Consider the following 25,168-nt stretch of genomic DNA (forward strand, 5'->3'; position numbering starts at 1 on the left):
CTTTCTGGCTCCTCCCCCTGTAGGAGCAATCTCGCTCCCACATCATTCAAGAGATCCCTACTGCTGGCCGATAACCCAGAAGGTCGCAGCGATGCTCATCACGGTTTCAACAGAAATCCCTTGATGGATGATGGCGAACAGCTATCATCTGCGCGCCATAAAGGGCAGTGAAGCTGATCTTGTTCGTGCATTCGCCTTTCGGTTCTTCTTCTTAAATTGCCTGGAAATCTTGGATGCTGTCGTATCACCAAAAGAGTTTTCTGATCGTCGATGATTTCTCGGATTTCCGCAGTTCGGTCAGGTCGATGCTGCGCGAGCTTGGTGTCAAGGATGTGGACACGGCTGACACTGGCGAACAGGCGCTGAAGATGTGTTCGCAGAAATCCTACGATTTCATCCTGCAGGACTTTCACCTGGGCGATGGCAAGAAGAACGGTCAGCAGGTGCTCGAAGACCTGATGATCGACAAACTGATCAGTCACGAAAGTGTATTCGTGATGGTCACCGCTGAAACCAGCCAGGCCATGGTGCTCAGCGCCCTGGAACACGAACCTGATGCGTACCTGACCAAGCCCTTCAACCGTTCCGGCCTGGCCCAGCGCCTGGAGCGACTGGTGCAGCGCAAGACGTTGCTCAAGCCGATACTGCAGGCCCTGGACCGGCGCAAGCCGGTTGAAGTACTCAATGCCTGTATCGCCTTGTGCAAACAGGACATCCGCTATTCGCCGTTGTGCTTGCGCTACCGCGCCGATGCCCTGCGTGACCTCAATCAGAATGAGGTGCTGGAGCGTCTCTACGATGGCATCATTGCCGATCGACCCTTGCCCTGGGCCTTTGCCGGGCTGGGCAAGTTGCTGTTCAAGCGCGGTCAGGTCACCCAGGCAAAAGCCCTCTACGCAAAAGCGCTGAAAGTGTTCCCGATGATGCCCGCGCTCTATGATGGCATGGCCGAGGTGCTGGTTGCCGAAGGGGATACCAAGGCCGCCCAACGCGTCCTGGAGGAGGCGATTCGCTTGTCACCACTGGCCGTGCGCAGGCAAGCGCAGCTGGGCAAACTGGCCATGACCAATGAAGATTTTGACACGGCGTCCAGAGCCTACCGCCAGGCGGTTGCCCAGGGGGCCCAGTCACGTTTCAAGGATGCGGAAAGCAACCTTGGACTGGCTCACGCATTGATCAGCAAGGGCAGTGAAAAAGGCCTGGATACCCGGACTCGTCTGGAAATCAACACGACCCTGAGTGCTGTGGCCAAGGAAAATCCGTCCGATCCTGGTCTGCAAATCAGGGCGCGATTGATGAAGGCGACCAGTCTGCTGATCAACGACGCCGAAACCGCGGAAAAACTGACCGAACAAGCGATCATGCGGCTCGATGGCATGGAGCAGTTCATGAGTGCCGAAGCGGCGCTGTTGGTGGCCAAACAATTGCAGATGCTGGGTCAGGCGAGTGCGGGCGCTTCGATGTTGAAAAACTGCGCGGAGATCTACGGCGACGATCCTGCGGTGATGAAGGGCATTGCCAAGTTGACCGACGATCCGAGCATCCTCAACTCCGGTAACGTTGCGGCCGATCTCAATCGCCAGGGCGTGCGCGTGTACAAGACCGGTGACCTGGTGCAGGCCCGGGAAATTTTCCGCAAAGCCCTGGCGCTGCAGCCCAAGAACATCAGTATCGCGTTGAACCTCGCGCAAGCGTTGCTGCACGGCACCGATACCACTGCCCCCTCGGCGGAAATGGTGGAATGTCGAGCCTGCCTGAAAATGGTCGGCTTGATGCCGGACACCGACGCGCGTTTTGCGCGTTATAAAAAGCTCAAGAACAAGGCATTTGGCGAATGAACGAGCAGCAACAGGCACTGGATTTCTCGACGGTGATTGCCTCTACCGTACATGACATGAAGAACTCGCTGGCCATGCTGATGCAGGCCCACAGCCAATGCCTGGCGAACTTGCCGGTGTCAGCGCGCCACACCCCGGAGCAGGGTGTGATCGAATTCGAGTTTGCGCACCTCAATGGCATGCTGGTGCAGCTGCTGGGCCTGTACAAACTGGGTGTCAACCAGATGCCCCTGCAGCCGGCCTACCACGAACTCGATGACTTCATCGAAGCGCAACTGGCTTGCCATCAGGACGTGTTCGCCAGTCGCGGTATTGCCGCCACCTTTGAAGTCGATCCCTTGAGCCCCCTGGGTTTCTTCGACCGTGAGCTGATCGCTTCGGTACTGGCCAACACCATCAACAACGCGATCCGTTATGCCCGACATGCGGTGTTGATCAGCGCCAGCGACGAAGCCGGGCAACTGATCTTGACCATCAACGACGACGGTGACGGTTATCCCCCGCAGATGATCGAGCGCCAGGCCGAGTACGTTCAGGGTATCAATCACAGCACTGGCAGCACCGGCCTGGGTCTGTACTTTGCTGGTCGGATCGCCGCGTTGCATCAACGTAACGGCGTAGGCGGACGTACGGAAATCAGCAATGGCGGCCCTCTGGGCGGCGGTGTCTTCAGGCTTTATCTTCCGTAGGAGCTGCCGAAGGCTGCGATCTTTTAAAAAACAGATCAAAAGATCGCAGCCTCCGGCAGCTCCTACATATTTGCGTAACGTGCTTGATATTCTGAACACGCGGAGCCTATTTTGTACGAGTTGCCGCTCGCGGCTCGTATAAAAACAAGGATTGCGTCATGACAACCGATGGCCTGGGTTCACTCGCGCAGCGATTGACCGGCATTGATGAGATCGAATGCGTCACGCCGGATTTGAATGGCGTACCACGGGGCAAGGTGATGACTGCCGAAGGCTTCCTCGAAGGACGCCGTCTGCAGTTGGCACGGGGCGTGATGCTGCAATGCATCATGGGCGGATATCCGCCGGCGCGTTTTTACGGTTGCGATGATGGCGACCTCGCACTGGTCCCGGACCCGGCGCAGATCCACCGCCTGCCCTGGAGCAAACACCCTCGGGCATTGGCCATCTGTGATGCGGACGAATTGACGGGCGAAAGTTCCAGCCTTTCCACACGCGGCCAGCTCAAGGCGGTCATCGCGCGTTACGCGGCCATTGGCCTGGCGCCGGTGGTGGCGACCGAGCTCGAGTTTTTTGTCTTTGCGCCCAATACCGATTCGACCCAGCCGTTCCAGCCACCCACTGGCCTGGACGGTCGTCGCGAGGACGGGCATTCGGCGTTCAGTATCAGTTCCAACAATGGCCTGCGGCCGTTCTTCCGCGAGGTCTATGAATGCATGGCGGCGTTGGGCCTGCCCCGCGATACCTTCATGCACGAGATGGGCGTCAGCCAGTTCGAGATCAACCTGCTGCACGGCGATCCCTTGCTGCTGGCCGACCAGACATTCCTGTTCAAGCATTTGCTCAAGGAAGTCGCGCTCAAGCACGGCCTGATCGCGGTTTGCATGGCCAAGCCACTGGCGCATACGCCCGGCAGTTCGATGCACATTCACCAAAGCATCGTCGAGGTCGCTACGGGTCGGAATGTCTTCACCGACGAAAACGGTCAAGCGAGCGCGACCTTCCGTCATTTCATCGGCGGTCAGCAAGCCGGCATGGCGGATTTCACTGCGCTGTTTGCGCCGAACGTGAATTCGTACCAGCGCTTGTACCATCCCTTCGCATCACCGAATAATGCCTGCTGGTCCCATGACAACCGATCGGCCGGATTGCGTATTCCCGCCAGTTCGCCAGTCGCTCGTCGGGTCGAGAACCGCTTGCCGGGGGCTGACGCCAATCCGTATCTGGCAATTGCAGCGAGCCTGGCGTGCGGCTTGTACGGCATCCAGCACCAGCTGGAACCCGACGAGCCGATCCAGGGGGAGTTCGAGGTGCCGGATAAACTTTCATTACCCTGTACCTTGCATGCAGCGCTCGAGCGTCTGAAACGTAGCCAGTTGGCAATGGAACTGTTCGGCAAGGAGTTCATCGAAGGCTACATCGCTTCGAAGACCATGGAACTGACCAGTTTCCAGGATGAAATCACTCCCTGGGAGCGGCGCGTCCTGGCCGCCCAGGCCTGACGAAATATCGACACCGGGCTATCGTTTGAATAGCCCGTCACTCACTGCAAGGAGCCGCTCGTTGCGCCAAATCTGGAAGTCCTTTCGAGCGCTTTACTTCGCTTCGCTGATGATGTTGATCGGCTCAGGCCTGTTAAGTACTTACCTGGCGTTGCGCCTGGCTGCCGATCATGTCGACAGCCTGTGGGTCGGTGCATTGATGGCCGCCAACTATTTCGGCCTGGTGCTGGGCGGCAAGATCGGCCATCGGTTGATTGCGCGGGTCGGGCATATACGAGCCTACTCGGCCTGTGCCGGGATCGTCGGCGCGGCGGTGCTGGGCCATGGCCTGGTGAACTGGTTGCCGGCGTGGCTGTTCCTGCGGGTGATCGTCGGTCTTGGCATGATGTGCCAGTACATGGTCATCGAGAGCTGGCTGAACGAGCAGGCCGAAGCCAAGCAGCGCGGACTGGTGTTCAGCGGCTACATGATCGCCTCCTACCTGGGGTTGGTGCTGGGTCAGTTGATCCTGGTCATGCACCCGGGGCTGGGCCTGGAACTGTTGATGCTGGTGGCCCTGTGTTTCACCCTCTGCCTGGTACCGGTGGCCCTGACCCGGCGGATTCACCCGGCGCCCTTGCATCCCGCGCCGATGGAGCCGCGGTTCTTTATCAAGCGCGTGCCGCAGTCATTGAGTACCGTCCTGGGGGCAGGGCTGATTGTCGGCTCGTTCTACGGTCTGGCGCCGCTGTACGCCTCTCAGCAAGGGTTGTCGACGGAGCAGGTCGGCCTGTTCATGGGTAGCTGCATTTTTGCCGGGTTGGTGGTGCAGTGGCCGTTGGGATGGTTGTCCGATCGCTATGACCGGGCGCTGTTGATCCGCTGCTTTGCATTCAGCCTGGCGTTGGCCGCCTTGCCGCTGGCGATCATGGAGCGGGTGCCGCTGGAAGTCCTGTTCATCGCCGGGTTCCTCTGTTCGTTGGTGCAGTTCTGCCTTTATCCGTTGGCCGTGGCCTTCTCCAATGACCATGTCGAGGGCGATCGACGGGTATCGCTGACGGCGATGTTGCTGGTGACCTACGGCGTGGGCGCCAGTATCGGGCCGCTGGTGGCGGGTGTGCTGATGAAGTTGTTCGGCAGCCAGATGCTCTATGCGTTCTTCAGTTTCTTTGCGTTGGTGCTGGTGTGGCGAATTCGTCCGAAAGCGGTGACCAACCTGCATCAGGTGGACGACGCACCGCTGCATCACGTCGCCATGCCGGACAGTATGTCGAGTTCGCCACTGGTGGCGGCACTCGATCCGAGGGTGGATGAGCAGGTGGTGCAGGACCAGATGCAGAATCCGATTGCTCCAGAGCCTGGTTCCGAACCAGAACCGGAACCGGGAACCGATCAGCCTCCGCAAGAACCGGATTCGGGCAGGGAGCAGAGTTTTACCGAAGCCAGGCCATGACATTCAGGTAAAAAAAACGGGCAGTCACCGCAAGGGGCTGCCCGTTTTTGCTTTGAGAGCTTTGTCTCAGAAGTCGTCTTTGTCGAAGCGCCGCGCTTCGCGTTGCAGCTGGTAGACGAAGCGCTCGACCTGACGCTGCACCAGCCCGCTCATGTTGTGGAAGCGAACGCCGGCAAAGGTGGTGTTGATCTTTTCTTCGAAGTGCAGGTAGCGCAGTTCGACCGGCGCGGTCATTTTACCGAAGGGCAGGTCGGCGTTGAATCGGTCGTAGACCTGACCCAGTTGCAGGCTGCCGGTGATGTCGCCCTCGAAGCGCAACTTGCAGCCGGTGGCGGAAATGTCCAGCAGCTTGCCACTGATCGATGCCTTGAGTTTTTCACCGTCCAGATTGACGTTGACCAGTTGGGCCAGTTTCAACGCGGCCCGGAAGGCATTGCGGCGCTGGTGGTAAACGACCTCATCGGGCAGGGTGCCACGGTAGCAACGGCTGCCGTTGGATTCGTCGATGGTCAGCGGGCCATTGCTTTCCCATGCGATGCGCACGCCTTCATGAAATCCTTCGACCTTGAAAGGTTCGCCGGCCAGCAGGAAGCGTTCGCCATCTCGGGGAATCATTTCGTCCAGGGCAATCATGTTGCGTTCGCGGTCCAGGTCCACCAGATAACTCTGGAAGCGCTGGCTGCGCTCGTGGAACGTGATGATCAGCGGGTCATGGCTGTCTAGCAGCTGGCGCAAATTGCCGGAGATTTCCAGGGGCGTGCTGAGCACCTTGGGTGGCTGCGGCGCATCTTCCGCGTTTAAGGCATTGGACACGGTTAATCAATCTCCAGACAAATTTTGACTACGGCGTGCGGCATTTTGCCAGCATGTTTCGCGTCTTGATAGAGCGTGCTTATCGACAGGTTCAAGCCTGACTGAGCGGGCGTGGTTTCACAAGCCTGGAGAATGATCCGCTGGCGTCATAGAGCGCGGGTTGTTCACCGCCGTTGAGGATTCTCAGCTGGGTGGCCGTGGCGGCCTGCTGTACCAGAATCGACTGTCCATTGTTGGCGTTGGCGGCGTGGCATTGAGCCAGAAGGTCGGTCAGCACATCACTTTGCGCCAGCAGCGCTTCGCCAACGCTCGATTGGCTGGCCAGTTGTTCCAGGCCGCTGCGGTTGGCGGGCAGGTTGAGACTGGCGAGAAGCTCACTGCGTTTGCGGCCATGCTGTTCGAGCTCGATGATCATTGCCTGCTTCTGCGCCAGAATCTCTTCCAGCAACTGCATGTCGCGGCCATGCAGGGCGAGGGATTCGGTGCGCAGTAACTCCAGCAAGCGTTGCGCTGGAGCAAGGTCGTCGGTGATCAGTTGCAGTAAATTAGTGTCGTGCATGGCTGGCCTTGGGGTTTAAGCGTCCAAAAGCCTGGCGCGGGCCGAGGCTTAGCGCTGGGCTTCGAAGTTGAGCAGTTTGCTGGCTACACGGTTGCTGTCGACTTTATAGCTGCCATCGGCGATGGCTGCTTTCAACTCGGCCACTCGGGACTTGTCGACGGCAGGCTGATCGCGCAGCGTATCTGTGATCTTCTGCAACTGTTGCGCCTCATTGCTCAGATGTACCGATTCGCCGCTTTTGACGGTATTGGCCTGTTCGGCCGGGGTATTGGGCTCGGCAGACTTGCCGGTTTCGGCAGTTTCCTTGGCGGTGGTACGTGTACTGCCCGTGAGTGACGGGGAGCTGTTCAATCGGCTGAAATCGATGACCATGGTAAAAAACCTCTGGGAATTTGGACGCTTGCCATGTTTTCGGCCGTTCCCTGAAAAACTTTAGGCTCATTTATCAAAATGAGCTTGCACGCGCCAGCGCTTGCCGTGCCTGGCACACAGTTTAGGGAAGCGTCGAGGTCGGCGCCACTTCTTCACCCACAGTAAGCCCTACATGGACACTTCCACCTGGCCCGGCGCGATGATCTGCGCCTTGATGACCCGTTTGGAATTGAGGTTCTTGACTCGAATCTGTTCGCTCAGGCCGCCACCGGCCAATGCCTCGCCGGGCATGCGCACGCTGAGCGTACCGCTGCGGGCGGTAATCACCACCTGGTCACCCTTGCGTATGACTTCCGCCTGTTCGATGTGCACCAGGCTGATGACCTGATCATTGACCATTGGTCGGGTAAGTCGTTGCCCGATGGCCTGGTCCACGTCCGTCAGGTAACCCTGGTTGAGCAGGCTGATATCGCGCTCACGCAGCATGACGTCCTGCGGTTCGACAATGCCGGCACGACGCAGGGGCCGGGTGGTGGTGACGACCTCGCGAAACAGGCGTACTTGAGCGGGTACGAACACGGTCCAGGGGGATGTTCCTTCGCAGCGAACCTTGACCGTTACGCGGCCCAAAGGCTTGGCTGGACTCTCCAGGGTGGCTGTCAATTCCTTGTCGCACATGGGCATGCGCAGGCGCGGATCGAGCGGGTTCACCTGGATTTCGTAGCGACCCTGGGTTTGACTCGTCGCCAGATAGTCCTCTACGGTGAATTCAAGAAAGCCCTGGGTGACGCCGATAAGCATGTCAGGCAAGGTAACCGCGTCAGCAAGGGCAGGGCTGCCAGCGTTGAACAGGCAAACAGCCGACAACACCCCGAGCCATTGGCGGCAGGGAGTGGTCAGGCGGCGGAAAAATGTCGGTTCTGTGTTCATGACATATAAAAAGCAAGCACCGTGCCGTTTAGTGCAGAAGGCGCGTCGCAACAACACTTGGCGTTGGCGTAGGAGTCAGGCATGGCTGGTGTAATGGATTCGGTAAACCAGCGCACGCAACTGGTGGGGCAGAATCGCCTTGAGTTGCTGTTGTTCCGTCTCGACGGCCAGCAGCTGTATGGGATCAACGTGTTCAAGGTGCGGGAGGTGTTGCAATGCCCCAAGCTGACGTTGATGCCCAAGTCCAGTCCTGTCGTGTGTGGCGTGGCGAATATTCGGGGGGCGACCATTCCGATCCTTGATCTGGCGATGGCGACCGGTTCCGGTGGCTTGAAGGACAAGGGCAACCCTTTCGTGATCATCACGGAGTACAACACCAAGACCCAGGGATTCCTGGTGCGCTCGGTGGAACGTATCGTCAACATGAATTGGGAGGAGATTCATCCGCCACCCAAGGGCACGGGGCGCGATCACTACCTGACGGCGGTGACTCGGGTCGACAACCAGTTGGTCGAAATTATCGACGTCGAGAAGGTGCTGGCAGAAGTAGCGCCGACCCCGGAAGCGATTTCCGCCGGGGTGGTGGATGTCGAGACCCAGCACAAGGCGCTCTCCTTGCGCGTGCTGACGGTCGATGACTCGTCGGTGGCGCGCAAGCAGGTCACCCGTTGCCTGCAAACGGTCGGTGTTGAAGTGGTGGCGTTGAACGACGGCCGGCAAGCGCTGGATTACCTGCGCAAACTGGTCGACGAGGGCAAGCGGCCGGAAGAGGAATTCCTGATGATGATTTCCGACATCGAGATGCCGGAAATGGACGGGTACACCCTCACGGCCGAGATCCGCAACGACCCGCGCATGCAAAAGCTTCATATCATCCTGCATACTTCGTTGTCAGGTGTGTTCAATCAGGCGATGGTCAGGAAGGTCGGTGCCGATGACTTCCTGGCCAAATTCCGCCCTGATGACCTGGCATCCCGGGTAGTCGACCGGATCAAGGCAGCAGACATCAGCTAGGGGCGTTCGGCCCCCGGCAGTCACACGATTTTAGAGGCGGCAGCATTGTCTACGGGTAATTTGGATTTCGAACAGTTCCGGGTGTTCCTGGAAAAAGCCTGTGGCATTTTGCTCGGTGAAAACAAGCAGTATCTGGTCTCCAGCCGTCTCAACAAACTGATGGAGCAGCAGGGCATCAAGTCCCTGGGTGAACTGGTCCAGCGCATCCAGACCCAGCCGCGCAGCGGATTGCGCGAGATGGTCGTGGATGCGATGACGACCAACGAAACCTTGTGGTTTCGGGACACCTATCCGTTTGAAGTGTTGAAGAACAAGGTGCTGCCTGAAGCGATCAAGGCCAGTCCCGGCCAGCGTCTGCGGATCTGGTCGGCGGCGTGCTCGTCGGGTCAGGAACCGTATTCGCTGTCGATGTCCATTGATGAGTTCGAGCGGTTCAATCCAGGGCAGTTGAGGATGGGCGTGCAGATTGTGGCCACCGACCTGTCGGGCACCATGTTGAACAACTGCAAGACGGGCGAGTACGACAGCCTGGCCATAGGTCGCGGCCTGTCTCCCGAACGCCTGCAGCGTTATTTCGACCCGAAAGGGCCGGGGCGCTGGGCGATCAAGGCGCCAATCAAGAGCCGGGTCGAGTTTCGTTCGTTCAACCTGCTGGACAGCTACGCGAGCCTTGGCAAGTTCGACATCGTGTTCTGTCGCAACGTGCTGATCTACTTCTCCGCCGAAGTGAAGAAGGACATCCTGTTGCGTATTCACAGCACGTTGAAGCCGGGCGGTTATCTGTTCCTCGGTGCTTCAGAAGCGTTGAACGGATTGCCGGATCATTACCAGATGGTCCAGTGCAGCCCGGGGATTATTTACCAGGCGAAATGAATCGTTGGTGTTGCAAAAATAACGGGAGTCCTCAGGGCCTCCCGTTTTTTTGTGCCTGATGATTTCTCACAGGCACCGCATGACCTCTGTGGGAGCGAGCTTGCTCGCGATGGCGTCATGTCAGTCGACATCAATGCAAACTGTCACACCGTCATCGCGAGCAAGCTCGCTCCCACAGGGTAGGTTGGCGTCTTCGTAAGCAGAGGCAAGCGGCAGAAAAGCGGCATCCAGCGGAAGCCGGTTGCCGCTTTTCTGTCGTTGCCGCCGGGGCCAATGCCCGCAAAGCCCCGGTTTACGGGGTTTTCTGGATTGGCATGACGCTTGCTATGTCCATCCTACGAAAAATCAGGTCACCCAAAGGTTTCCCGACATGAGCATCAGCTTCGATAAAGCGCTCGGTATTCACGAAAAGGCCCTGGGCTTCCGCGCCCAGCGTGCCGAAGTCCTGGCCAACAACATTGCCAACGCCGACACCCCGAACTACAAGGCGCGGGACCTGGAGTTCTCGAAAGTACTCGAGGCGCAGAACGACAAGGCCAAAAACGGCACCTTCGCCCTGAACATGACCAACAACCGTCATATCGAAGCCCAGGGCCTGGGCAATGGCGACGAGTCGTTGATGTACCGCACGCCGATGCAACCGTCGATCGACCAGAACACCGTGGACGCCCAGCTGGAACAGTCGAACTACGCGGAAAACTCGGTCAAATTCCAGGCCAGCTTCACCCTGCTCAACAGCAAATTCAAAGGGCTGGTGTCAGCCCTGCGCGGAGAGTAAGTCATGTCCCTGTCCAGTGTTTTCAACATTGCCGGTAGCGGCATGAGTGCCCAGACCACGCGCTTGAACACCGTGGCCTCGAACATCGCCAACGCCGAGACGGTCTCCTCGAGCATCGACCAGACCTACCGTGCGCGTCACCCGGTGTTCGCCACCATGTTCCAGGGCGGCCAGGCTGGCGGCAGCGATTCTCTGTTCCAGAACCAGGACGCGGCCGGTCAAGGCGTTCAGGTGCTGGGCGTGGTCGAAGACCAGAGCAACCTTGAAGCACGCTATGAGCCGAACCATCCGGCCGCCGATGCCAAGGGCTATGTCTACTACCCGAACGTCAACGTGGTGGAAGAAATGGCTGACATGATTTCCGCGAGCCGTTCGTTCCAGACCAACGCCGAAATGATGAATACCGCCAAGACCATGATGCAGAAGGTCCTGACCCTCGGTCAGTGATAAGGGGCGACTCAGATGAGTGTTACCGATACCACCAGTGGTTTGAATATCAACGATATCCTGGCCAACTCCGCGGTAAAGACCAAGACAGACGATAGTCTGGCGTCAGCGGCGGGTAGCGCTTCGGGTAAAAAGGCCTTGGGCAAGGATGCGTTCCTGCAATTGCTGGTCACGCAATTGAAAAACCAGAATCCGCTGGAACCGCAGGACAACGGCGAGTTCGTGGCGCAGTTGGCACAATTCAGTAGCCTTGAAGGCATCACCACGCTCAACGGTACCGTGAGCGGCATTGCTGGCGCCTTCGGCTCATCACAGGCATTGCAAGCTTCGTCACTGGTTGGCCGTTCGGTCATTGCGCCGGGCGACAAGGCAGTGGTCGATACAACGAAGGGCATGACCGGGGCGGTCGTGTTGCCTCAATCCGTAGCCTCGGCCACGGTGAAAGTTACCGACAAGGATGGCAAGGTCGTTCGCACTATCGAGCTGACTGATCAGAAGGCCGGCAATGCCAGCTTCACCTGGGATGGCAAGGACGATGCCGGTAACGTGGCCCCGGTGGGGACTTACACCTTTGCCGCAGCGACCACCATCGATGAACAGAGCGTTGCGCTGATCACCAACCTGCCAGCAACCGTCACCAGCGTGACTCTCAGCCAGACCGGCGGTGAATTGATGCTCAATCTGGCTGGGCTGGGCAGTATCGCCCTGTCCAAAGTGCAAACCATTGGTATATAGAGCCGACTAACCCGGCACAACGGAGTGGACTATGTCTTTCAACATCGGCCTTAGCGGTCTCTATGCCGCCAACAAGCAACTGGACGTAACCGGCAACAACATCGCCAACGTCGCAACCGTCGGATTCAAATCGTCCCGTGCGGAATTTTCGGACGTGTACTCGTCCACCAAATTGGGCACAGGTAACAAGACCGTCGGCAGCGGTGTGCGCCTGGCCAACGTTTCCCAGCAATTTACCCAGGGCGATGTCAGCAGCGGCACTGGCAGCGTGCTGGACGTGGGCATCAACGGTTCGGGCTTTTTCGTACTGAACAACAACGGTTCGTTATCCTATACCCGTGCCGGTACGTTCAAGGTCGACAAGGACGGCTACGTCACCAACACCGATTATTCGGCGCGAGTGCAGGGTTACGGTGTGGATGCCGACGGCAAGATCATCAACGGCGTGTTGACCGACCTGCGTATCGATACGTCGAACCTGGCGCCGAAAGCCACCACGACCGTATCGTCGACGATCAACTTGAACTCTACGTCCGATGTGATAGACGTCGTGGCAAACCCGTTCGACCCGAGCAAGACGGGATCCTACAGCAAGCAGTTCACTACTCCGGTTTTCGACACCCAGGGCAACCAGCATTCGATGGACCAGTACATGGTCAAGACTGGTCCGAATACCTGGAGCACCTACACCCTGATTGATGGTCGAAATCCTGATGGCAGCGACCCGAAGACGACCCCTCCGGTGGCTTCCGTCATGGCGTTCGATACCAGCGGCAAGCTGGTTTCGGTCACCACTCCGGGTACTCCTCCAGTCGTCAGCCCTGATCTGAAGATCACCAACTGGGTTCCGGGCAAAGTGACCAATGGTGTCTGGGCAGCCAACGGCGCATCCGCCGACCCGGCGGGCCTGACCATCGCCATGGGCAGCACCTCCCAGTTCAATGCCGATACCGCGCGTTCCATTCCGGCACAAAACGGCTACGCCACTGGCGAGATCACCAACCTGACCATCGACGGCAGCGGCGTCATGCTGGCCAACTTCAGTAACTACCAGACCAAGCCGATCGGTCAGTTCGCATTGGCCAGTTTCACCAACGAGCAAGGTCTGCAGCCAGTGGGCGGCTCCAGTTGGAAAGAAACCTACAGTTCGGGTATTCCGGGCTACGATGCTCCGCAAACCGGGAGTTTGGGTGAAATTCACTCCAACTCCCTGGAGGAGTCCAACGTCAACGTGACCAACGAACTGGTCGACCTGATCAAGGCGCAGAGCAACTACCAGGCGAACGCCAAGACCATCTCGACCCAGAGCACCATCATGCAGACCATCATTCAGATGGCTTGATGAGGGTTGGTTGAAAGCGCTGTACAAGGAGCCCCTCGCAAGAGGGGTTTTTTTTTGGTGCGCCAGGTATGGCGCGTTGCGCGAAGCGCAACCAGCTTGGCTGTGGTGGCCACGCTGGTGACTTGGAGGTGAAAGTCCTCTACACACCCGGCAAGGGGAAGTGTTAGCCAGAGGCAAGGGTGTCGCGGGCGACTGCGAATCTGAAGGAAGCCCGAGGCAAAATGCTGGCCTGACGAACAGGAAGCGGATTAGGCGGTGCAGCGGGGCAAGGTAGCCAAAATTGCCAAAGCCCAATACTTGCACGGAACGCTGTGACGTATATCCGACAGGCATAAGCAGGAAGGTCGCGCGAATTACCCTGGGAGATCTGCACGTTTGCCACTGTGCTACCGAGCGTCGAGAGGCGACGGGATGAGCGTGCAGAAGTCAGCCGAAGCCGTAGTAATCGCCGAAACCGGGTCGATGAAGGGCCGAACAGGTTATGCCGCCAGTAGGCGTCAGAGTCTCGTCGAATGCTGAAACGCAGAATATTCTCCAAGAGGAAACTGTTACCCCAGGTCCCGGACGGTATCCGAGGATGACGGCTGACAGGGCGCAAGCATCGACGGCGTCTGTGACGTGGACGAACGCGGAGCCGGACACGCTGATGGCGCGGGTGCTTGCACCCGCCAATCTCAAGCGTGCGTATCAACGCGTAGTCAGCAACAAGGGCGCGCCGGGTGCCGATGGCATGACGGTCGACGAATTGGCGGGCTACGTGAAACAGTATTGGCCGATCCTCAAGGCTCGGTTGCTGGCCGACGAGTATCACCCGCAAGGTGTACGCGCCGTCGAAATCCCCAAACCCAAAGGCGGAACAAGACAGCTGGGAATCCCCTGCGTCGTGGATCGCCTGATCCAACAGGCCCTGCTGCAACAGCTCACGCCGATCTTCGATCCGTTGTTCTCGGACTACAGCTACGGTTTTCGTCCGGGCAGAAGCGCTCATCAAGCCATCGAAACAGCCCGTGCCCACGTGGCAGCGGGTCACCGCTGGTGCGTGGAACTGGATCTGGAGAAGTTCTTTGATCGGGTCAACCACGATGTATTGATGGCCTACATCGAGCGTCAAATCGAAGACAAACGTGTGCTCACGCTGATCCGTCGCTACCTCGAAGCGGGGACGATGTCAGGTGGTCTTGCCAGCCGACGGCAGGAAGGGACGCCGCAAGGCGGCCCGCTCTCGCCGTTGCTGTCGAACATCCTGCTCAACGAACTCGATCGCGAATTGGAGCGACGGGGCCATCGCTTCGTGCGCTACGCCGACGATGCGAACATTTATGTGCGCAGTCGCCGTGCGGGCGAACGAGTGATGGCCGGCGTGGAGCGGCTCCTGAACCAGCGCCTTAAATTGACGCTGAACCGGGACAAGAGCCGGGTAGCCGGATCCTGGATGTGCGATTACCTGGGTTACGGGATGAGCTGGCATCAGCAGCCGAGACTAAGAGTAGCGACGACGAGCCTGGGACGCTTGCGCGACCGGCTTAGAGACCTGCTGCGCGGAGCGCAGGGCTGCAAGATGGCGAGCGTCATCGAGCGGATCAACCCTGTACTGCGCGGGTGGGCTGGTTACTTCAAGCTCAGTCAAAGCAAGCGACCCCTTGAGGAGTTGGACGGCTGGGTGCGCCACAAACTTCGCTGCATGCTCTGGCGCCAATGGAGGCAGCCCTCAACCAGGGCGCGTAACCTGATGCGTCTGGGGATCGACGAAGGACGCGCTCGTAGATCGGCGTCCAATGGGCAGGGCCCTTGGTGGAACTCGGGAGCGTCACATATGAATCAGGCGCTGCCGAAGAAACTCTGGGATCGACTCGGTTTGGTCTCGATACTGGATACGATAAACCGGCTTAGCCGTGTAACCTGAACCGCCGTATACGGAACCGTACGTACGGTGGTGTGAGAGGACGGCGGATGTAAATCCGCCTCCTACTCGATGATCAAAAGATCGCAGCCTCGCTTCGCGAGACAGCTCCTACAGGGATCGAGGCTGCGATCTTTTTCATGGGCAAAAGAAAACCCCCGACAAGCCAGGGGCCTGTCGGGGGTTTGGTGTCACCGGTTCAGCTTATTGGCAAGCTTCGCAATCCGGCTCGTCGATGGCGCAAGCCTTCGGCACTGGAGCTGGACCTGCTGGAGCTGCCAGGACCGAATCATCACCGTGGTTGCCGCCGCTGGAAACAGCGTTCAGCTTGCCGGTGTTGATGGTCGACTTCTCGGTGCTGGTCGCGGCCAGGGCACGGAGGTAGTAAGTGGTTTTCAGACCACGGTACCAGGCCATGCGGTAGGTCACGTCCAGCTTCTTGCCCGAAGCACCGGCGATGTACAGGTTCAGCGACTGAGCCTGGTCGATCCACTTCTGACGACGGCTGGCCGCGTCAACGATCCACTTGGTGTCCACTTCGAAGGCAGTCGCGTAGAGCTCCTTGAGTTCTTGCGGGATGCGCTCGATCTGCTGCACCGAACCGTCGTAGTACTTCAGGTCGTTGATCATGACCGAGTCCCACAGGCCGCGAGCCTTCAGGTCGCGAACCAGGTACGGGTTGATCACGGTGAATTCGCCCGACAGGTTTGATTTCACGTAGAGGTTCTGGTAAGTCGGTTCGATCGACTGCGAAACGCCAGTGATGTTGGCGATGGTCGCGGTCGGTGCGATGGCCATGATGTTCGAGTTACGGATGCCTTTCTGTACACGGGCGCGAACCGGTGCCCAGTCCAGGGATTCCTTCAGGTCGACATCGATGTACTTCTGGCCACGGGCTTCGATCAGGATTTGTTGCGAATCCAGCGGCAGGATGCCCTTGGACCACAGCGAGCCCTGGAACGTCTCGTAGGCGCCACGCTCGTCAGCCAGGTCGCAGGAAGCCTGGATCGCGTAGTAGCTGACCGCTTCCATCGACTTGTCGGCGAACTCGACGGCTGCGTCGGAACCGTAAGGAATGTGCTGCAGGTACAAGGCGTCCTGGAAGCCCATGATGCCCAGGCCGACCGGACGGTGCTTGAAGTTGGAGTTCTTCGCTTGTGGCACCGAGTAGTAGTTGATGTCGATAACGTTATCGAGCATGCGCACGGCGGTGTTCACGGTGCGTTGCAGCTTGGCGGTGTCCAGCTTGCCACCCACGATGTGGTTCGGCAGGTTGATCGAGCCCAGGTTGCAAACGGCGATCTCGTCCTTGTTGGTGTTCAAGGTGATCTCGGTGCACAGGTTCGAGCTGTGGACCACGCCGACGTGCTGCTGCGGGCTGCGCAGGTTGCACGGGTCCTTGAAGGTCAGCCATGGGTGGCCGGTTTCGAACAGCATGGACAGCATCTTGCGCCACAGGTCCTTGGCCTGGATGGTCTTGAACAGCTTGACCTTGCCCGGGTACTCGGTCAGCGCTTCGTAGTACTCGTAGCGCTCTTCGAAAGCCTTGCCGGTCAGGTCGTGCAGGTCCGGTACTTCGGACGGCGAGAACAGGGTCCACTTGCCGTCATCGAAGACGCGCTTCATGAACAGGTCAGGGATCCAGTTGGCGGTGTTCATGTCGTGGGTACGACGGCGGTCATCACCGGTGTTCTTGCGGAGTTCGATGAACTCCTCGATGTCCATGTGCCAGGTTTCCAGGTAGGCACACACAGCGCCTTTGCGCTTGCCACCCTGGTTGACGGCAACGGCGGTGTCGTTCACCACTTTCAGGAACGGTACAACGCCCTGGGACTTGCCGTTGGTGCCCTTGATGTACGAACCCAGTGCACGCACCGGCGTCCAGTCGTTACCCAGGCCACCCGCGAATTTCGACAGCATGGCGTTGTCGTGGATCGCGTGGTAGATGCCCGACAGGTCATCCGGCACGGTGGTCAGGTAGCAGCTCGACAGCTGTGGACGCAGGGTACCGGCGTTGAACAGGGTCGGGGTCGAAGACATGTAATCAAAGGACGACAACAGGTTGTAGAACTCGATCGCACGGTCTTCTTTCTGTTTCTCTTCGATCGCCAGGCCCATGGCCACGCGCATGAAGAAGATCTGCGGCAGTTCGAAACGCACGCCATCCTTGTGGATGAAGTAACGGTCGTACAGGGTTTGCAGGCCCAGGTAGGTGAACTGCTGGTCGCGCTCGTGGTTGATCGCCTTGCCCAGTTTTTCCAGGTCGAAGTCGGCCAGGACCGGGTTCAGCAATTCGAATTCGATACCCTTGGCGATGTAGGCAGGCAGGGCCTTGGCGTACAGGTCGACCATCTCGTGGTGGGTCGCGCTCTCGGCGACGCCGAGGAAGCCCAGGCCTTCGGCACGCAGGGTGTCCATCAGTAGGCGGGCGGTCACGAACGAGTAGTTCGGCTCACGCTCGACCAGGGTACGGGCGGTCATCACCAGGGCGGTGTTGACGTCGGTCAGGGCCACGCCGTCGTACAGGTTCTTCAGGGTTTCGCGCTGGATCAGGTCGCCGTCGACTTCTTCCAGGCCTTCGCACGCTTCGGTGACGATGGTGTTCAGGCGGCCCATGTCCAGCGGTGCCAGGCTGCCGTCGGCGCGGGTGATGCGGATCGACGGGTGAGCGTCGACAGCGGCTTCGACCGGAGCGTGGGCGGCGCGTTCTTTCGAGCGACCGTCACGGTAGATCACGTAGTCGCGGGCCACTTTCTGCTCGCCGGCACGCATCAGGGCCAGTTCGACCTGGTCCTGGATTTCTTCGATGTGGATGGTGCCGCCCGATGGCATGCGACGCTTGAAGGTGGCAGTGACCTGTTCGGTCAGGCGCGCCACGGTGTCGTGGATGCGCGACGAAGCGGCAGCGGTGCCGCCCTCAACTGCGAGAAACGCTTTGGTGATGGCGACGGTGATCTTGTCATCGGTGTAAGGAACGACAGTGCCGTTACGCTTGATCACGCGCAATTGACCAGGCGCGGTGGCGGACAGATCCGAATTCGAATCAGCGGCCTGCGGCAAGGTACCCTGCGGGTTCTCGCGAGTTGTGTCGGTTTGCATGGGGGTGTCTCCACATTCTCTATGTTTGTTTGGGCACCTTTACAGTGCCCACCGTTCTGTCCTGAAGCACTACAACCGACGTGGGTGTCGGGCATAACAACTTCGGGACAGTAGGAAAAAGGCTAATGAGGCCGTCCGTGCCGAAGTTCAGGTGCGAGCCTTTGCTCGATACCGCATTCCTTTCCAAGTGTCAGTAATGACTGCAACACCCGTACCGTTTTCACCATTTTGGGTCGAAATACAGTAGCCATCCGCACGCGCGGTTTGGTCTTCGAAAAATACGTTTGGTTCAACCGGAAAGACGCATGAAAAGCGCTTGAAATTGCTGTCCGGTTTGTGTTTGGTTTTTAGCTTAAAACCCTACATGTAGGGATTTTATAACGCGCTGGCTACAAGATAATGCGTTTTGGGGGGCGAATGCAACGTGCTGCCTGTGGATAAACTGTGCGTAAATTGTGTGTGAAAGAGGGAACCGGCGTGTAGGCCGCGACCTAGCTGGATTGAAGCTTTTTTCAGTGATTTTTAACGAACGAAAATGACTGATCAGGTTTTTAAGGGCGCGAACCCTATCACAAAAAACCTGGCTGTCCGAACGCATTTACCGGCTTGTGTTCTGCGTGGGCGACGTTTATACAATCGGTCAGCATGTATGCAATTTATCCACCCCTATCATTACAAAAAGACGGGCGGATCCTTCCTTATGAGCGTTCTGGCAAGTAGAGGTCACCGGTGGAGCAAGAAGCCTGGCAGGTATTGATTGTGGAGGACGATCAGCGTCTGGCCGAACTGACGCGCGATTACCTGCAAGCCAATGGCCTGAGTGTCTCGATTGAAGGCAATGGTGCCTTGGCGGCGGCCCGCATCATCAAGGAACAACCGGACCTGGTGATTCTTGATCTGATGCTGCCGGGCGAAGACGGCCTGAGCATATGCCGCAAGGTTCGCGACCGGTATGACGGCCCGATCCTGATGCTCACCGCGCGCACCGACGACACCGACCAGATCCTCGGCCTGGACCTGGGGGCCGACGACTACGTGTGCAAGCCGGTGCGCCCGCGTTTGCTGCTGGCGCGCATCCAGGCCTTGCTGCGCCGCAGTGAAGCGCCGGAGGTCGTCCCGGAAAAACAACGGCGCCTGCAGTTCGGCCCGCTGGTGGTGGATAACGCATTGCGCGAAGCCTGGCTGCACGACAACGGCATCGAACTGACCAGCGCCGAGTTCGATTTGCTTTGGCTGCTGGTGGCCAACGCGGGGCGCATCCTGTCCCGGGAAGAAATCTTCACCGCGTTGCGCGGCATCGGCTATGACGGCCAGGACCGCTCCATTGACGTGCGCATCTCGCGCATCCGCCCGAAGATCGGTGATGACCCGGACCATCCGCGGCTGATCAAGACCGTGCGCAGCAAAGGCTACCTGTTTGTCCCCGAGGCCTGCGTAGACCCGACCCTGTGAACTCGATCTTCCTGCGGATCTACGGCGGCATGTGTGCCGCGCTGATACTGGTGGCGGTACTCGGTGTGCTGGCTTTGCACCTGCTCAATGAGGTGCGCGGCGAGCAGTATCGCGAACGCCTGGCCCACGGCACGTTTTCGCTGATGGCCGACAACCTGCAGCCGATGAACCAGACCGAACGCCGCCGGGCCCTGTTGGTGTGGGAGCGGCTGCTGGGGATTCCGCTGGCGCTGAAAACCTTTGCCCAGACCGACCTCGACCTCACCCAGCGCACCCGGGTATTGCGCGGCCAGGCCCTGGTGGAGCAGACCGGCCCGCATGCGGCCAGGGTTTATCGGCTGGTCAGCGACCAGGAGCAGCTTGTTCTCACCGGTGAAGTCCAGCAGATCAGCGAACAACTCGCCCGGGCGACTATCTATCTGCTGGCAGACGAACTGGTGCGCTACCCGGTGGGCGAGCAACCGGTGCGTCTGGCGCAATTGAAACAGGACAAGGGGTTTGGCTTCGATTTGCGCCTGGTCACGGTCGAAGACGCCGACATGGACGAAGACCAGAGCCGCCGCGTGTCCGAGGGCGACACCGTGATGGCGCTGGGCAAGGAGGGTGATTCGATCCGGGTGTTCGCCGGCATGGTCGGCACGCCCTGGGTGCTGGAAATCGGCCCGTTGTACCAGATGAATCCTTATCCGCCGGAGTGGCTGGTGCTGATTGCCGCACTGGGGCTGAGCCTGATCGGTTTGATCGTCTACCTGCTGGTGCGGCAACTGGAGCGCCGCTTGCGCGGGCTGGAAGCGGCGGCCACGCGGATCGCCAAGGGCAGCCTGGAAACCCGTGTGCCGGCGCGGGGTGCAGACTCGGTAGGGCGACTGGCGTCGGCGTTCAACGGCATGGCCGAGCACCTGCAACAGCTGCTGGCCATTCAGCGAGAGCTGGTGCGTGCCGTGTCCCACGAATTGCGCACGCCGGTGGCCCGCCTGCGGTTTGGCCTGGAAATGATCGGCTCGGCCAAGACCCCGCAAGACCTGGAAAAATACTGCGAAGGCATGGACCACGATATCGAGGACCTCGACCGCCTGGTCGACGAGATGCTGACGTACGCGCGGCTGGAACAAGGCTCGCCAGCCCTGAATTTTCAGCGTATCGATCTGGATGCCTTGGTCAATCAGGTGATCGATGAGCTGGCGCCCTTGCGCGCCGAGGTCACGGTGCAGCGAGGGTTGTGCCTGTCGGCCGCCGACTGCGACGACGCCTGGGTCGAGGCCGAGCCGCGCTACCTGCACCGGGCGCTGCAGAATCTGGTGACCAATGCCATGCGCCACGCTCAATCGCGAGTCACCATCAGCTATCAGGTGGGGCAGCAACGTTGTCGGGTGGATGTCGAAGATGACGGGCCGGGTGTGCCGGAAATGGCCTGGGAGAAAATTTTCACGCCATTCCTGCGCCTCGACGACAGCCGCACCCGGGCCTCGGGCGGCCATGGCTTGGGATTGTCGATCGTGCGGCGGATCATCCATTGGCACGACGGTCGGGCGTTGATCGGCAAGAGCAAAAGCCTGGGCGGCGCATGTTTCAGCCTGAGCTGGCCGCGCAATCAGGAGAAACGCTGAGACCCCGCGCCCCAAATCCCCTGTAGGAGCTGGCTTGCCAGCGAAGAGGGCCTGACAAACAGCAAATATCTTTCAGGCCTTGATACTGACCAGACTCAACAACTGCCCATCCTTGACCCCGAACTGCGCCTCCAGCTCGGTGCCGTTACGCCATTCACCGGACAGGTCCGTCAGCAACCGCAACCGCACCTCACCTGACTCGGTCCACTCCAGCACCTCGGCGTGTTCAAAGTAGAAACGTTGCCGCACGATCGGGTAGAGCGCCTTGAACAGGCTCTCCTTCACTGAAAACGTCAGGGTGACCAGCAACGCGAGCTGATCGCGATGACCGGCGGCCATGCGCTGCAGTTCCGCCGGGGTGAGGATTTCCCCGGCCAGCCGTTCGGCACGTTCGGCATTGAGCAGGTTTTCCATGTCCATCCCCAACCCGCGCCAATGGCTTTTCTTCGCCACGATCGCCGCGGCCCGACCAGTGCTGTGGGTGATCGAACCGGTAATGTGCGCAGGCCAGACAGGCGCCCGGTCATCACCGATGGCCGGACTGAAGTTCAGGCCTTCCAGTTGTTGCAGGGCTGCGCGGGCGCAGATCCGCCCGGCGAGAAATTCTGCCTGGCGTTTGGCGACCGAGCGCTGAATGCTCGCGGGCGCCTCGATGGCGCTGCGCTGGAAATCATCGCTGAGCAGTTGCGACGTATCGAAGTGGGTACTCAACAGCACCGCATCGGGCAGCACCAGCGGCAGCGGCCAATGGGCGTCGAGGGGCGTGCAGAAGACGGGCAGGGCGGGGACGGGATTCATGTCGGGCATTTTGCCGGGTTGCCTTGATGCTGGGTAGTCCTGGGGGATTTCCTGCTGGAAAATCATCAAAACAGCTGGGTGGATATGGTTCAGCTCAGGTTAAGCGCGCGTTCAGGGTGAGTTCAGGGCGGCGTGAGTAGTCTTGCTCCGTAGCCAAAACAACACGAACTCAAGCACGAACTTATGAGGAGCTTCACCCATGACTGGAATCAAAAAACTGCTGCTGGCATTCACCGTTTTCGGCGCGAGCACTGCCGCATTCGGTGCCAACGACAATTTCGCCAGCCTTACTTATGGGCAGACCAGCGACAAGATCAAAAAGTCCAGCGCCTTGAACGATAATCTCAACCGTCCGAACGCCGACGGCGTGATTGCCAAGGACCACACCTGGGGCTTGCGTGTGGGGCAGCAAAACAGCCAAGGCCGTTACTACGCCACGTACGATAACGTGTCGGGCTCGCACAATGGCATTAAACTGCGTCAGGAGAACCTGTTGGGCAGCTACGATCTGTTCCATCCCTTGGGTGCTGACACCAGGCTATTCGGCGGTGCCTCCGCCGGGTTGACCAAATTGACCCAGGAGTCATCAGGCTTCAGTCGCGACACCAACTTCGGTTACACCATTGGCGCACAGGCAGGCATTCTGCAACAGGTTTCGCAAAACACTTCAGTTGAACTGGGGTACCGTTACCTGCGCAGCAACGCCAGCACCGAAATGAGCGCACAAGGTGGTAGCAAGCAGGGATCGCTGAGTTTGAATAGCAGCGCACAGACCTACCTTTCAGCCAACTATGCTTTCTGAAAAGCGTGTGCAGCAGGCTGCGCCGGATCAATCCAGGAGATTGTTCCGGCGCAGCCTGTTAGTCATGGAGGTGCGTCGATCGTGCCTCCGGGGTATTTGATTTGCCTGGGAGAGCGACATGAAATTGCTGGTTGTCGAGGATGAAGCGCTGTTGCGTCATCACTTGCAAACCCGCCTGACGGACAGCGGCCATGTGGTCGAGTCCGTGGCCAACGCCGTCGATGCGCTGTATCAGACCGAGCAGTTCAACCACGACCTGGCGGTGATCGATCTCGGCTTGCCGGGCATGGGCGGGCTGGATCTGATCCGTCAGTTGCGCTCGCAAGGCAAGACCTTCCCGATCCTGATCCTCACTGCACGCGGTAACTGGCAGGACAAGGTTGAAGGCCTTGCTGCCGGTGCCGATGACTATGTGGTCAAGCCCTTCCAGTTTGAAGAACTGGAAGCTCGGCTGAATGCCTTGTTGCGCCGCTCCAGCGGATTTACCCAGTCAACGATCGTTGCCGGGCCGCTGCTGCTGGACCTTAATCGCAAGCAGGCGTCCCTTGAGGAGCAACCACTGGCATTGACCGCGTATGAGTACCGGATTCTCGAGTATCTGATGCGCCATCATCAGCAGGTGGTCCCCAAGGACCGTTTGATGGAGCAGCTTTACCCGGACGATGACGAGCGCGATCCGAACGTGATCGAAGTGCTGGTCGGCCGTCTGCGTCGAAAACTTGAAGGTCCGTCCGGTTTCAAGCCAATCGAAACGGTGCGTGGCCTGGGCTATCTGTTCACTGAGCGTTGCACTTGATCGGTTCTCTTCGCGTTCGCCTGATGCTCGCCGCCACGATCCTCGCAGTATTGTTCATGCTGGCGTTGCTGCCGGCGATGCAGGGAGCGTTCAGCCTGGCGCTGCAGGACGCCATCGAGCAGCGACTGGCGTCGGACGTCACCACGTTGATCTCTGCTGCACGGGTCGAGGACGACCGCTTGCTGATGCCAGAACAGTTGCCCGACGAGCGCTTCAACCTGGCCGATGGCAACTTGCTCGGTTACATCTATAACCGCGAAGGTCAGTTGGTCTGGCGCTCGAAAGACACCCTGGTGAAGAACATCAATTACAAGCCGCGTTACGACGGGCGCGGTAATGAATTTGCCAGGATTCGCCAGGACACGGGCCAGGAATTCTTCGTCTATGACGTCGAGGTCAAACTGCTCGGCGGCAAAAACGCGGCGTTCAGCTTCGTCGCGTTGCAACCGGCGCGTGAATACGATGCTACGCTCGGCGGCCTGCGGGAAAACCTTTACCTGGGTTTCGGCGCGGCATTACTGGTGCTTCTGGCATTGCTATGGGGCGGCTTGTCCTGGGGGTTGCAGGCATTGCGCCGGCTGAGCCAGGAGCTGGACGAGATCGAAAGCGGCACCCGTGAAAGCCTGAGCGAGCAACACCCACGTGAGCTGCTGCGCCTGACCGGCTCTTTAAACCGATTGCTGCACAGCGAGCGTGAACAGCGTAGCCGTTATCGCGATTCCCTCGACGATCTGGCCCATAGCCTGAAAACCCCATTGGCGGTATTGCAGGGGGTCAGCGAAGGCATGGCGCAACGCCCTGAGGAGAGGGATCAGGCCTGGGTGCTGCAGACCCAGATCGAGCGCATGAGCCAACAGATCGGTTACCAATTGCAACGCGCCAGCCTGCGCAAGAGCGGATTGGTGCGCCATCAGGTACGCCTGCAACCGGTGTTGCAGAGCCTTTGCGATACGCTGGACAAGGTCTATCGCGACAAACAGGTGCAGGTTACCTTCGATTTGCCGCCGCAGTGTCTGGTCCCTATCGAGCAGGGCGCCTTGCTGGAAATGCTTGGCAATCTGCTGGAGAACGCCTATCGACTGTGCCTGAGCGAAGTGCGCATCAGCATGCATACCCTCGATGGTATCGAGATATGCGTGGAAGACGATGGCCCAGGCGTCCCGCTCGATCAGCGCACGCGGATCCTGCAGCGCGGTGAACGCCTGGACCGTCAGCATCCAGGACAGGGTATTGGCCTGGCGGTGGTCAAGGACATCATCGAAAGCTATAGCGCAAAACTCACCCTGGGCGACTCACCCTTGGGCGGTGCCGCCTTCCGTATTCATTTTCCGCTGGCGTGATCTTGTAGGAGCCGGGGTGCTGGCGTTTGCGGGGGTACAGACGCGATCGC

22 protein-coding genes are annotated in these 25,168 nt (G+C 59.2%); 16 read left to right on the forward strand and 6 right to left on the reverse strand.

The features are described 5' to 3' along the window. Positions 1-233 precede the first annotated feature (233 nt). The 4 genes from ACM6I6_RS17150 to ACM6I6_RS17165 all read left to right on the forward strand — a co-directional run bounded on the left by ACM6I6_RS17150 (position 234) and on the right by ACM6I6_RS17165 (position 5,461). Positions 234-1,838: a response regulator gene (locus ACM6I6_RS17150; RefSeq protein WP_406592823.1), complete on the forward strand. Its 1,605-nt coding sequence runs from the start codon at positions 234-236 to the stop codon at positions 1,836-1,838. Next, positions 1,835-2,527, forward strand: a complete 693-nt coding sequence (locus ACM6I6_RS17155; protein WP_323608123.1) for a HAMP domain-containing sensor histidine kinase — start codon at positions 1,835-1,837, stop codon at positions 2,525-2,527. Before ACM6I6_RS17150 ends, ACM6I6_RS17155 begins: the two co-directional genes overlap by 4 nt. 260 nt (positions 2,528-2,787) lie before the next feature. Further along, on the forward strand, positions 2,788-4,029 hold the full coding sequence (locus tag ACM6I6_RS17160) for a glutamine synthetase family protein (RefSeq protein ID WP_274078113.1): 1,242 nt from the start codon (positions 2,788-2,790) through the stop codon (positions 4,027-4,029). 61 nt (positions 4,030-4,090) lie between these two features. After that, positions 4,091-5,461: an MFS transporter gene (locus tag ACM6I6_RS17165; RefSeq protein WP_274078110.1), complete on the forward strand. Its 1,371-nt coding sequence runs from the start codon at positions 4,091-4,093 to the stop codon at positions 5,459-5,461. Between the two features lie 66 nt (positions 5,462-5,527). On the opposite strand, the gene ACM6I6_RS17170 is transcribed toward ACM6I6_RS17165, so the two are convergent. From ACM6I6_RS17170 to flgA, 4 genes are all read right to left on the reverse strand, one after another. Then, positions 5,528-6,274: a flagellar brake protein gene (locus ACM6I6_RS17170; protein WP_274078109.1), complete on the reverse strand. Its 747-nt coding sequence runs from the start codon at positions 6,272-6,274 to the stop codon at positions 5,528-5,530. A gap of 91 nt (positions 6,275-6,365) precedes the next feature. Beyond that, positions 6,366-6,833, reverse strand: coding sequence for a flagellar protein FlgN (locus ACM6I6_RS17175; RefSeq protein ID WP_323628104.1), 468 nt, complete (start codon positions 6,831-6,833; stop codon positions 6,366-6,368). 48 nt (positions 6,834-6,881) lie between these two features. Further along, entirely contained in the window at positions 6,882-7,205 is a 324-nt protein-coding gene (gene flgM / locus ACM6I6_RS17180) for a flagellar biosynthesis anti-sigma factor FlgM (RefSeq protein WP_323628103.1), read from the reverse strand. A gap of 168 nt (positions 7,206-7,373) precedes the next feature. Then, positions 7,374-8,135: a flagellar basal body P-ring formation chaperone FlgA gene (gene flgA, locus ACM6I6_RS17185; RefSeq protein ID WP_408598336.1), complete on the reverse strand. Its 762-nt coding sequence runs from the start codon at positions 8,133-8,135 to the stop codon at positions 7,374-7,376. A gap of 81 nt (positions 8,136-8,216) precedes the next feature. Between flgA and ACM6I6_RS17190 the strand changes: the two genes are divergently transcribed. The 7 genes from ACM6I6_RS17190 to ltrA all read left to right on the forward strand — a co-directional run bounded on the left by ACM6I6_RS17190 (position 8,217) and on the right by ltrA (position 15,227). After that, positions 8,217-9,149 carry a chemotaxis protein CheV gene (locus ACM6I6_RS17190; protein WP_274078105.1) on the forward strand — a complete coding sequence of 311 codons (933 nt, stop codon included), beginning with the start codon at positions 8,217-8,219 and terminating at the stop codon, positions 9,147-9,149. A 45-nt stretch (positions 9,150-9,194) separates the two neighbouring features. Next, complete coding sequence (gene cheR / locus ACM6I6_RS17195) at positions 9,195-10,022, forward strand: protein-glutamate O-methyltransferase CheR (protein WP_046817752.1); 828 nt, start codon at positions 9,195-9,197, stop codon at positions 10,020-10,022. Between the two features lie 370 nt (positions 10,023-10,392). Beyond that, entirely contained in the window at positions 10,393-10,800 is a 408-nt protein-coding gene (gene flgB, locus ACM6I6_RS17200) for a flagellar basal body rod protein FlgB (protein WP_414920299.1), read from the forward strand. A gap of 3 nt (positions 10,801-10,803) precedes the next feature. Beyond that, positions 10,804-11,247: a flagellar basal body rod protein FlgC gene (gene flgC / locus ACM6I6_RS17205; RefSeq protein WP_042607186.1), complete on the forward strand. Its 444-nt coding sequence runs from the start codon at positions 10,804-10,806 to the stop codon at positions 11,245-11,247. Between the two features lie 15 nt (positions 11,248-11,262). Beyond that, on the forward strand, positions 11,263-11,982 hold the full coding sequence (gene flgD, locus ACM6I6_RS17210; RefSeq protein ID WP_274078103.1) for a flagellar hook assembly protein FlgD: 720 nt from the start codon (positions 11,263-11,265) through the stop codon (positions 11,980-11,982). A 31-nt stretch (positions 11,983-12,013) separates the two neighbouring features. Further along, positions 12,014-13,324 carry a flagellar hook protein FlgE gene (gene flgE / locus ACM6I6_RS17215; RefSeq protein WP_414920300.1) on the forward strand — a complete coding sequence of 437 codons (1,311 nt, stop codon included), beginning with the start codon at positions 12,014-12,016 and terminating at the stop codon, positions 13,322-13,324. A 481-nt stretch (positions 13,325-13,805) separates the two neighbouring features. Further along, a complete protein-coding gene (gene ltrA / locus ACM6I6_RS17220; protein WP_414920301.1) occupies positions 13,806-15,227 on the forward strand; it encodes a group II intron reverse transcriptase/maturase in 1,422 nt (473 codons plus the stop codon). Positions 15,228-15,428: 201 nt separating this feature from the next. Here the strand turns inward: ltrA and ACM6I6_RS17225 are convergent, their stop codons facing one another. After that, complete coding sequence (locus tag ACM6I6_RS17225; protein ID WP_408598330.1) at positions 15,429-18,323, reverse strand: ribonucleoside-diphosphate reductase subunit alpha; 2,895 nt, start codon at positions 18,321-18,323, stop codon at positions 15,429-15,431. Positions 18,324-19,052: 729 nt separating this feature from the next. Here ACM6I6_RS17225 and ACM6I6_RS17230 point away from each other — a divergent pair. Together ACM6I6_RS17230 and ACM6I6_RS17235 are read left to right on the forward strand one after the other, a co-directional pair. After that, positions 19,053-19,775, forward strand: coding sequence for a winged helix-turn-helix domain-containing protein (locus ACM6I6_RS17230; protein WP_323608127.1), 723 nt, complete (start codon positions 19,053-19,055; stop codon positions 19,773-19,775). After that, positions 19,772-21,382 carry an ATP-binding protein gene (locus ACM6I6_RS17235; protein ID WP_274072898.1) on the forward strand — a complete coding sequence of 537 codons (1,611 nt, stop codon included), beginning with the start codon at positions 19,772-19,774 and terminating at the stop codon, positions 21,380-21,382. Before ACM6I6_RS17230 ends, ACM6I6_RS17235 begins: the two co-directional genes overlap by 4 nt. A gap of 72 nt (positions 21,383-21,454) precedes the next feature. Here ACM6I6_RS17235 and ACM6I6_RS17240 read toward each other — a convergent pair whose 3' ends face one another. After that, on the reverse strand, positions 21,455-22,180 hold the full coding sequence (locus tag ACM6I6_RS17240; protein ID WP_274072899.1) for a 4'-phosphopantetheinyl transferase family protein: 726 nt from the start codon (positions 22,178-22,180) through the stop codon (positions 21,455-21,457). Between the two features lie 199 nt (positions 22,181-22,379). Here ACM6I6_RS17240 and ACM6I6_RS17245 point away from each other — a divergent pair, with 199 nt between their 5' ends. The 3 genes from ACM6I6_RS17245 (at position 22,380) to ACM6I6_RS17255 (ending at position 25,118) form a co-directional block, all read left to right on the forward strand. Next, a complete protein-coding gene (locus tag ACM6I6_RS17245; protein WP_274072900.1) occupies positions 22,380-22,982 on the forward strand; it encodes a hypothetical protein in 603 nt (200 codons plus the stop codon). A gap of 118 nt (positions 22,983-23,100) precedes the next feature. Continuing rightward, on the forward strand, positions 23,101-23,778 hold the full coding sequence (locus tag ACM6I6_RS17250) for a response regulator transcription factor (RefSeq protein ID WP_274072901.1): 678 nt from the start codon (positions 23,101-23,103) through the stop codon (positions 23,776-23,778). Continuing rightward, on the forward strand, positions 23,775-25,118 hold the full coding sequence (locus ACM6I6_RS17255; RefSeq protein WP_274072902.1) for an ATP-binding protein: 1,344 nt from the start codon (positions 23,775-23,777) through the stop codon (positions 25,116-25,118). The genes ACM6I6_RS17250 and ACM6I6_RS17255 overlap by 4 nt, the downstream gene beginning before the upstream one ends. The last annotated feature ends 50 nt before the right edge of the window (positions 25,119-25,168 follow it).

The organism is Pseudomonas sp. IT-P218, assembly GCF_949767605.1.
Taxonomy (GTDB): domain Bacteria; phylum Pseudomonadota; class Gammaproteobacteria; order Pseudomonadales; family Pseudomonadaceae; genus Aquipseudomonas; species Aquipseudomonas putida_AE.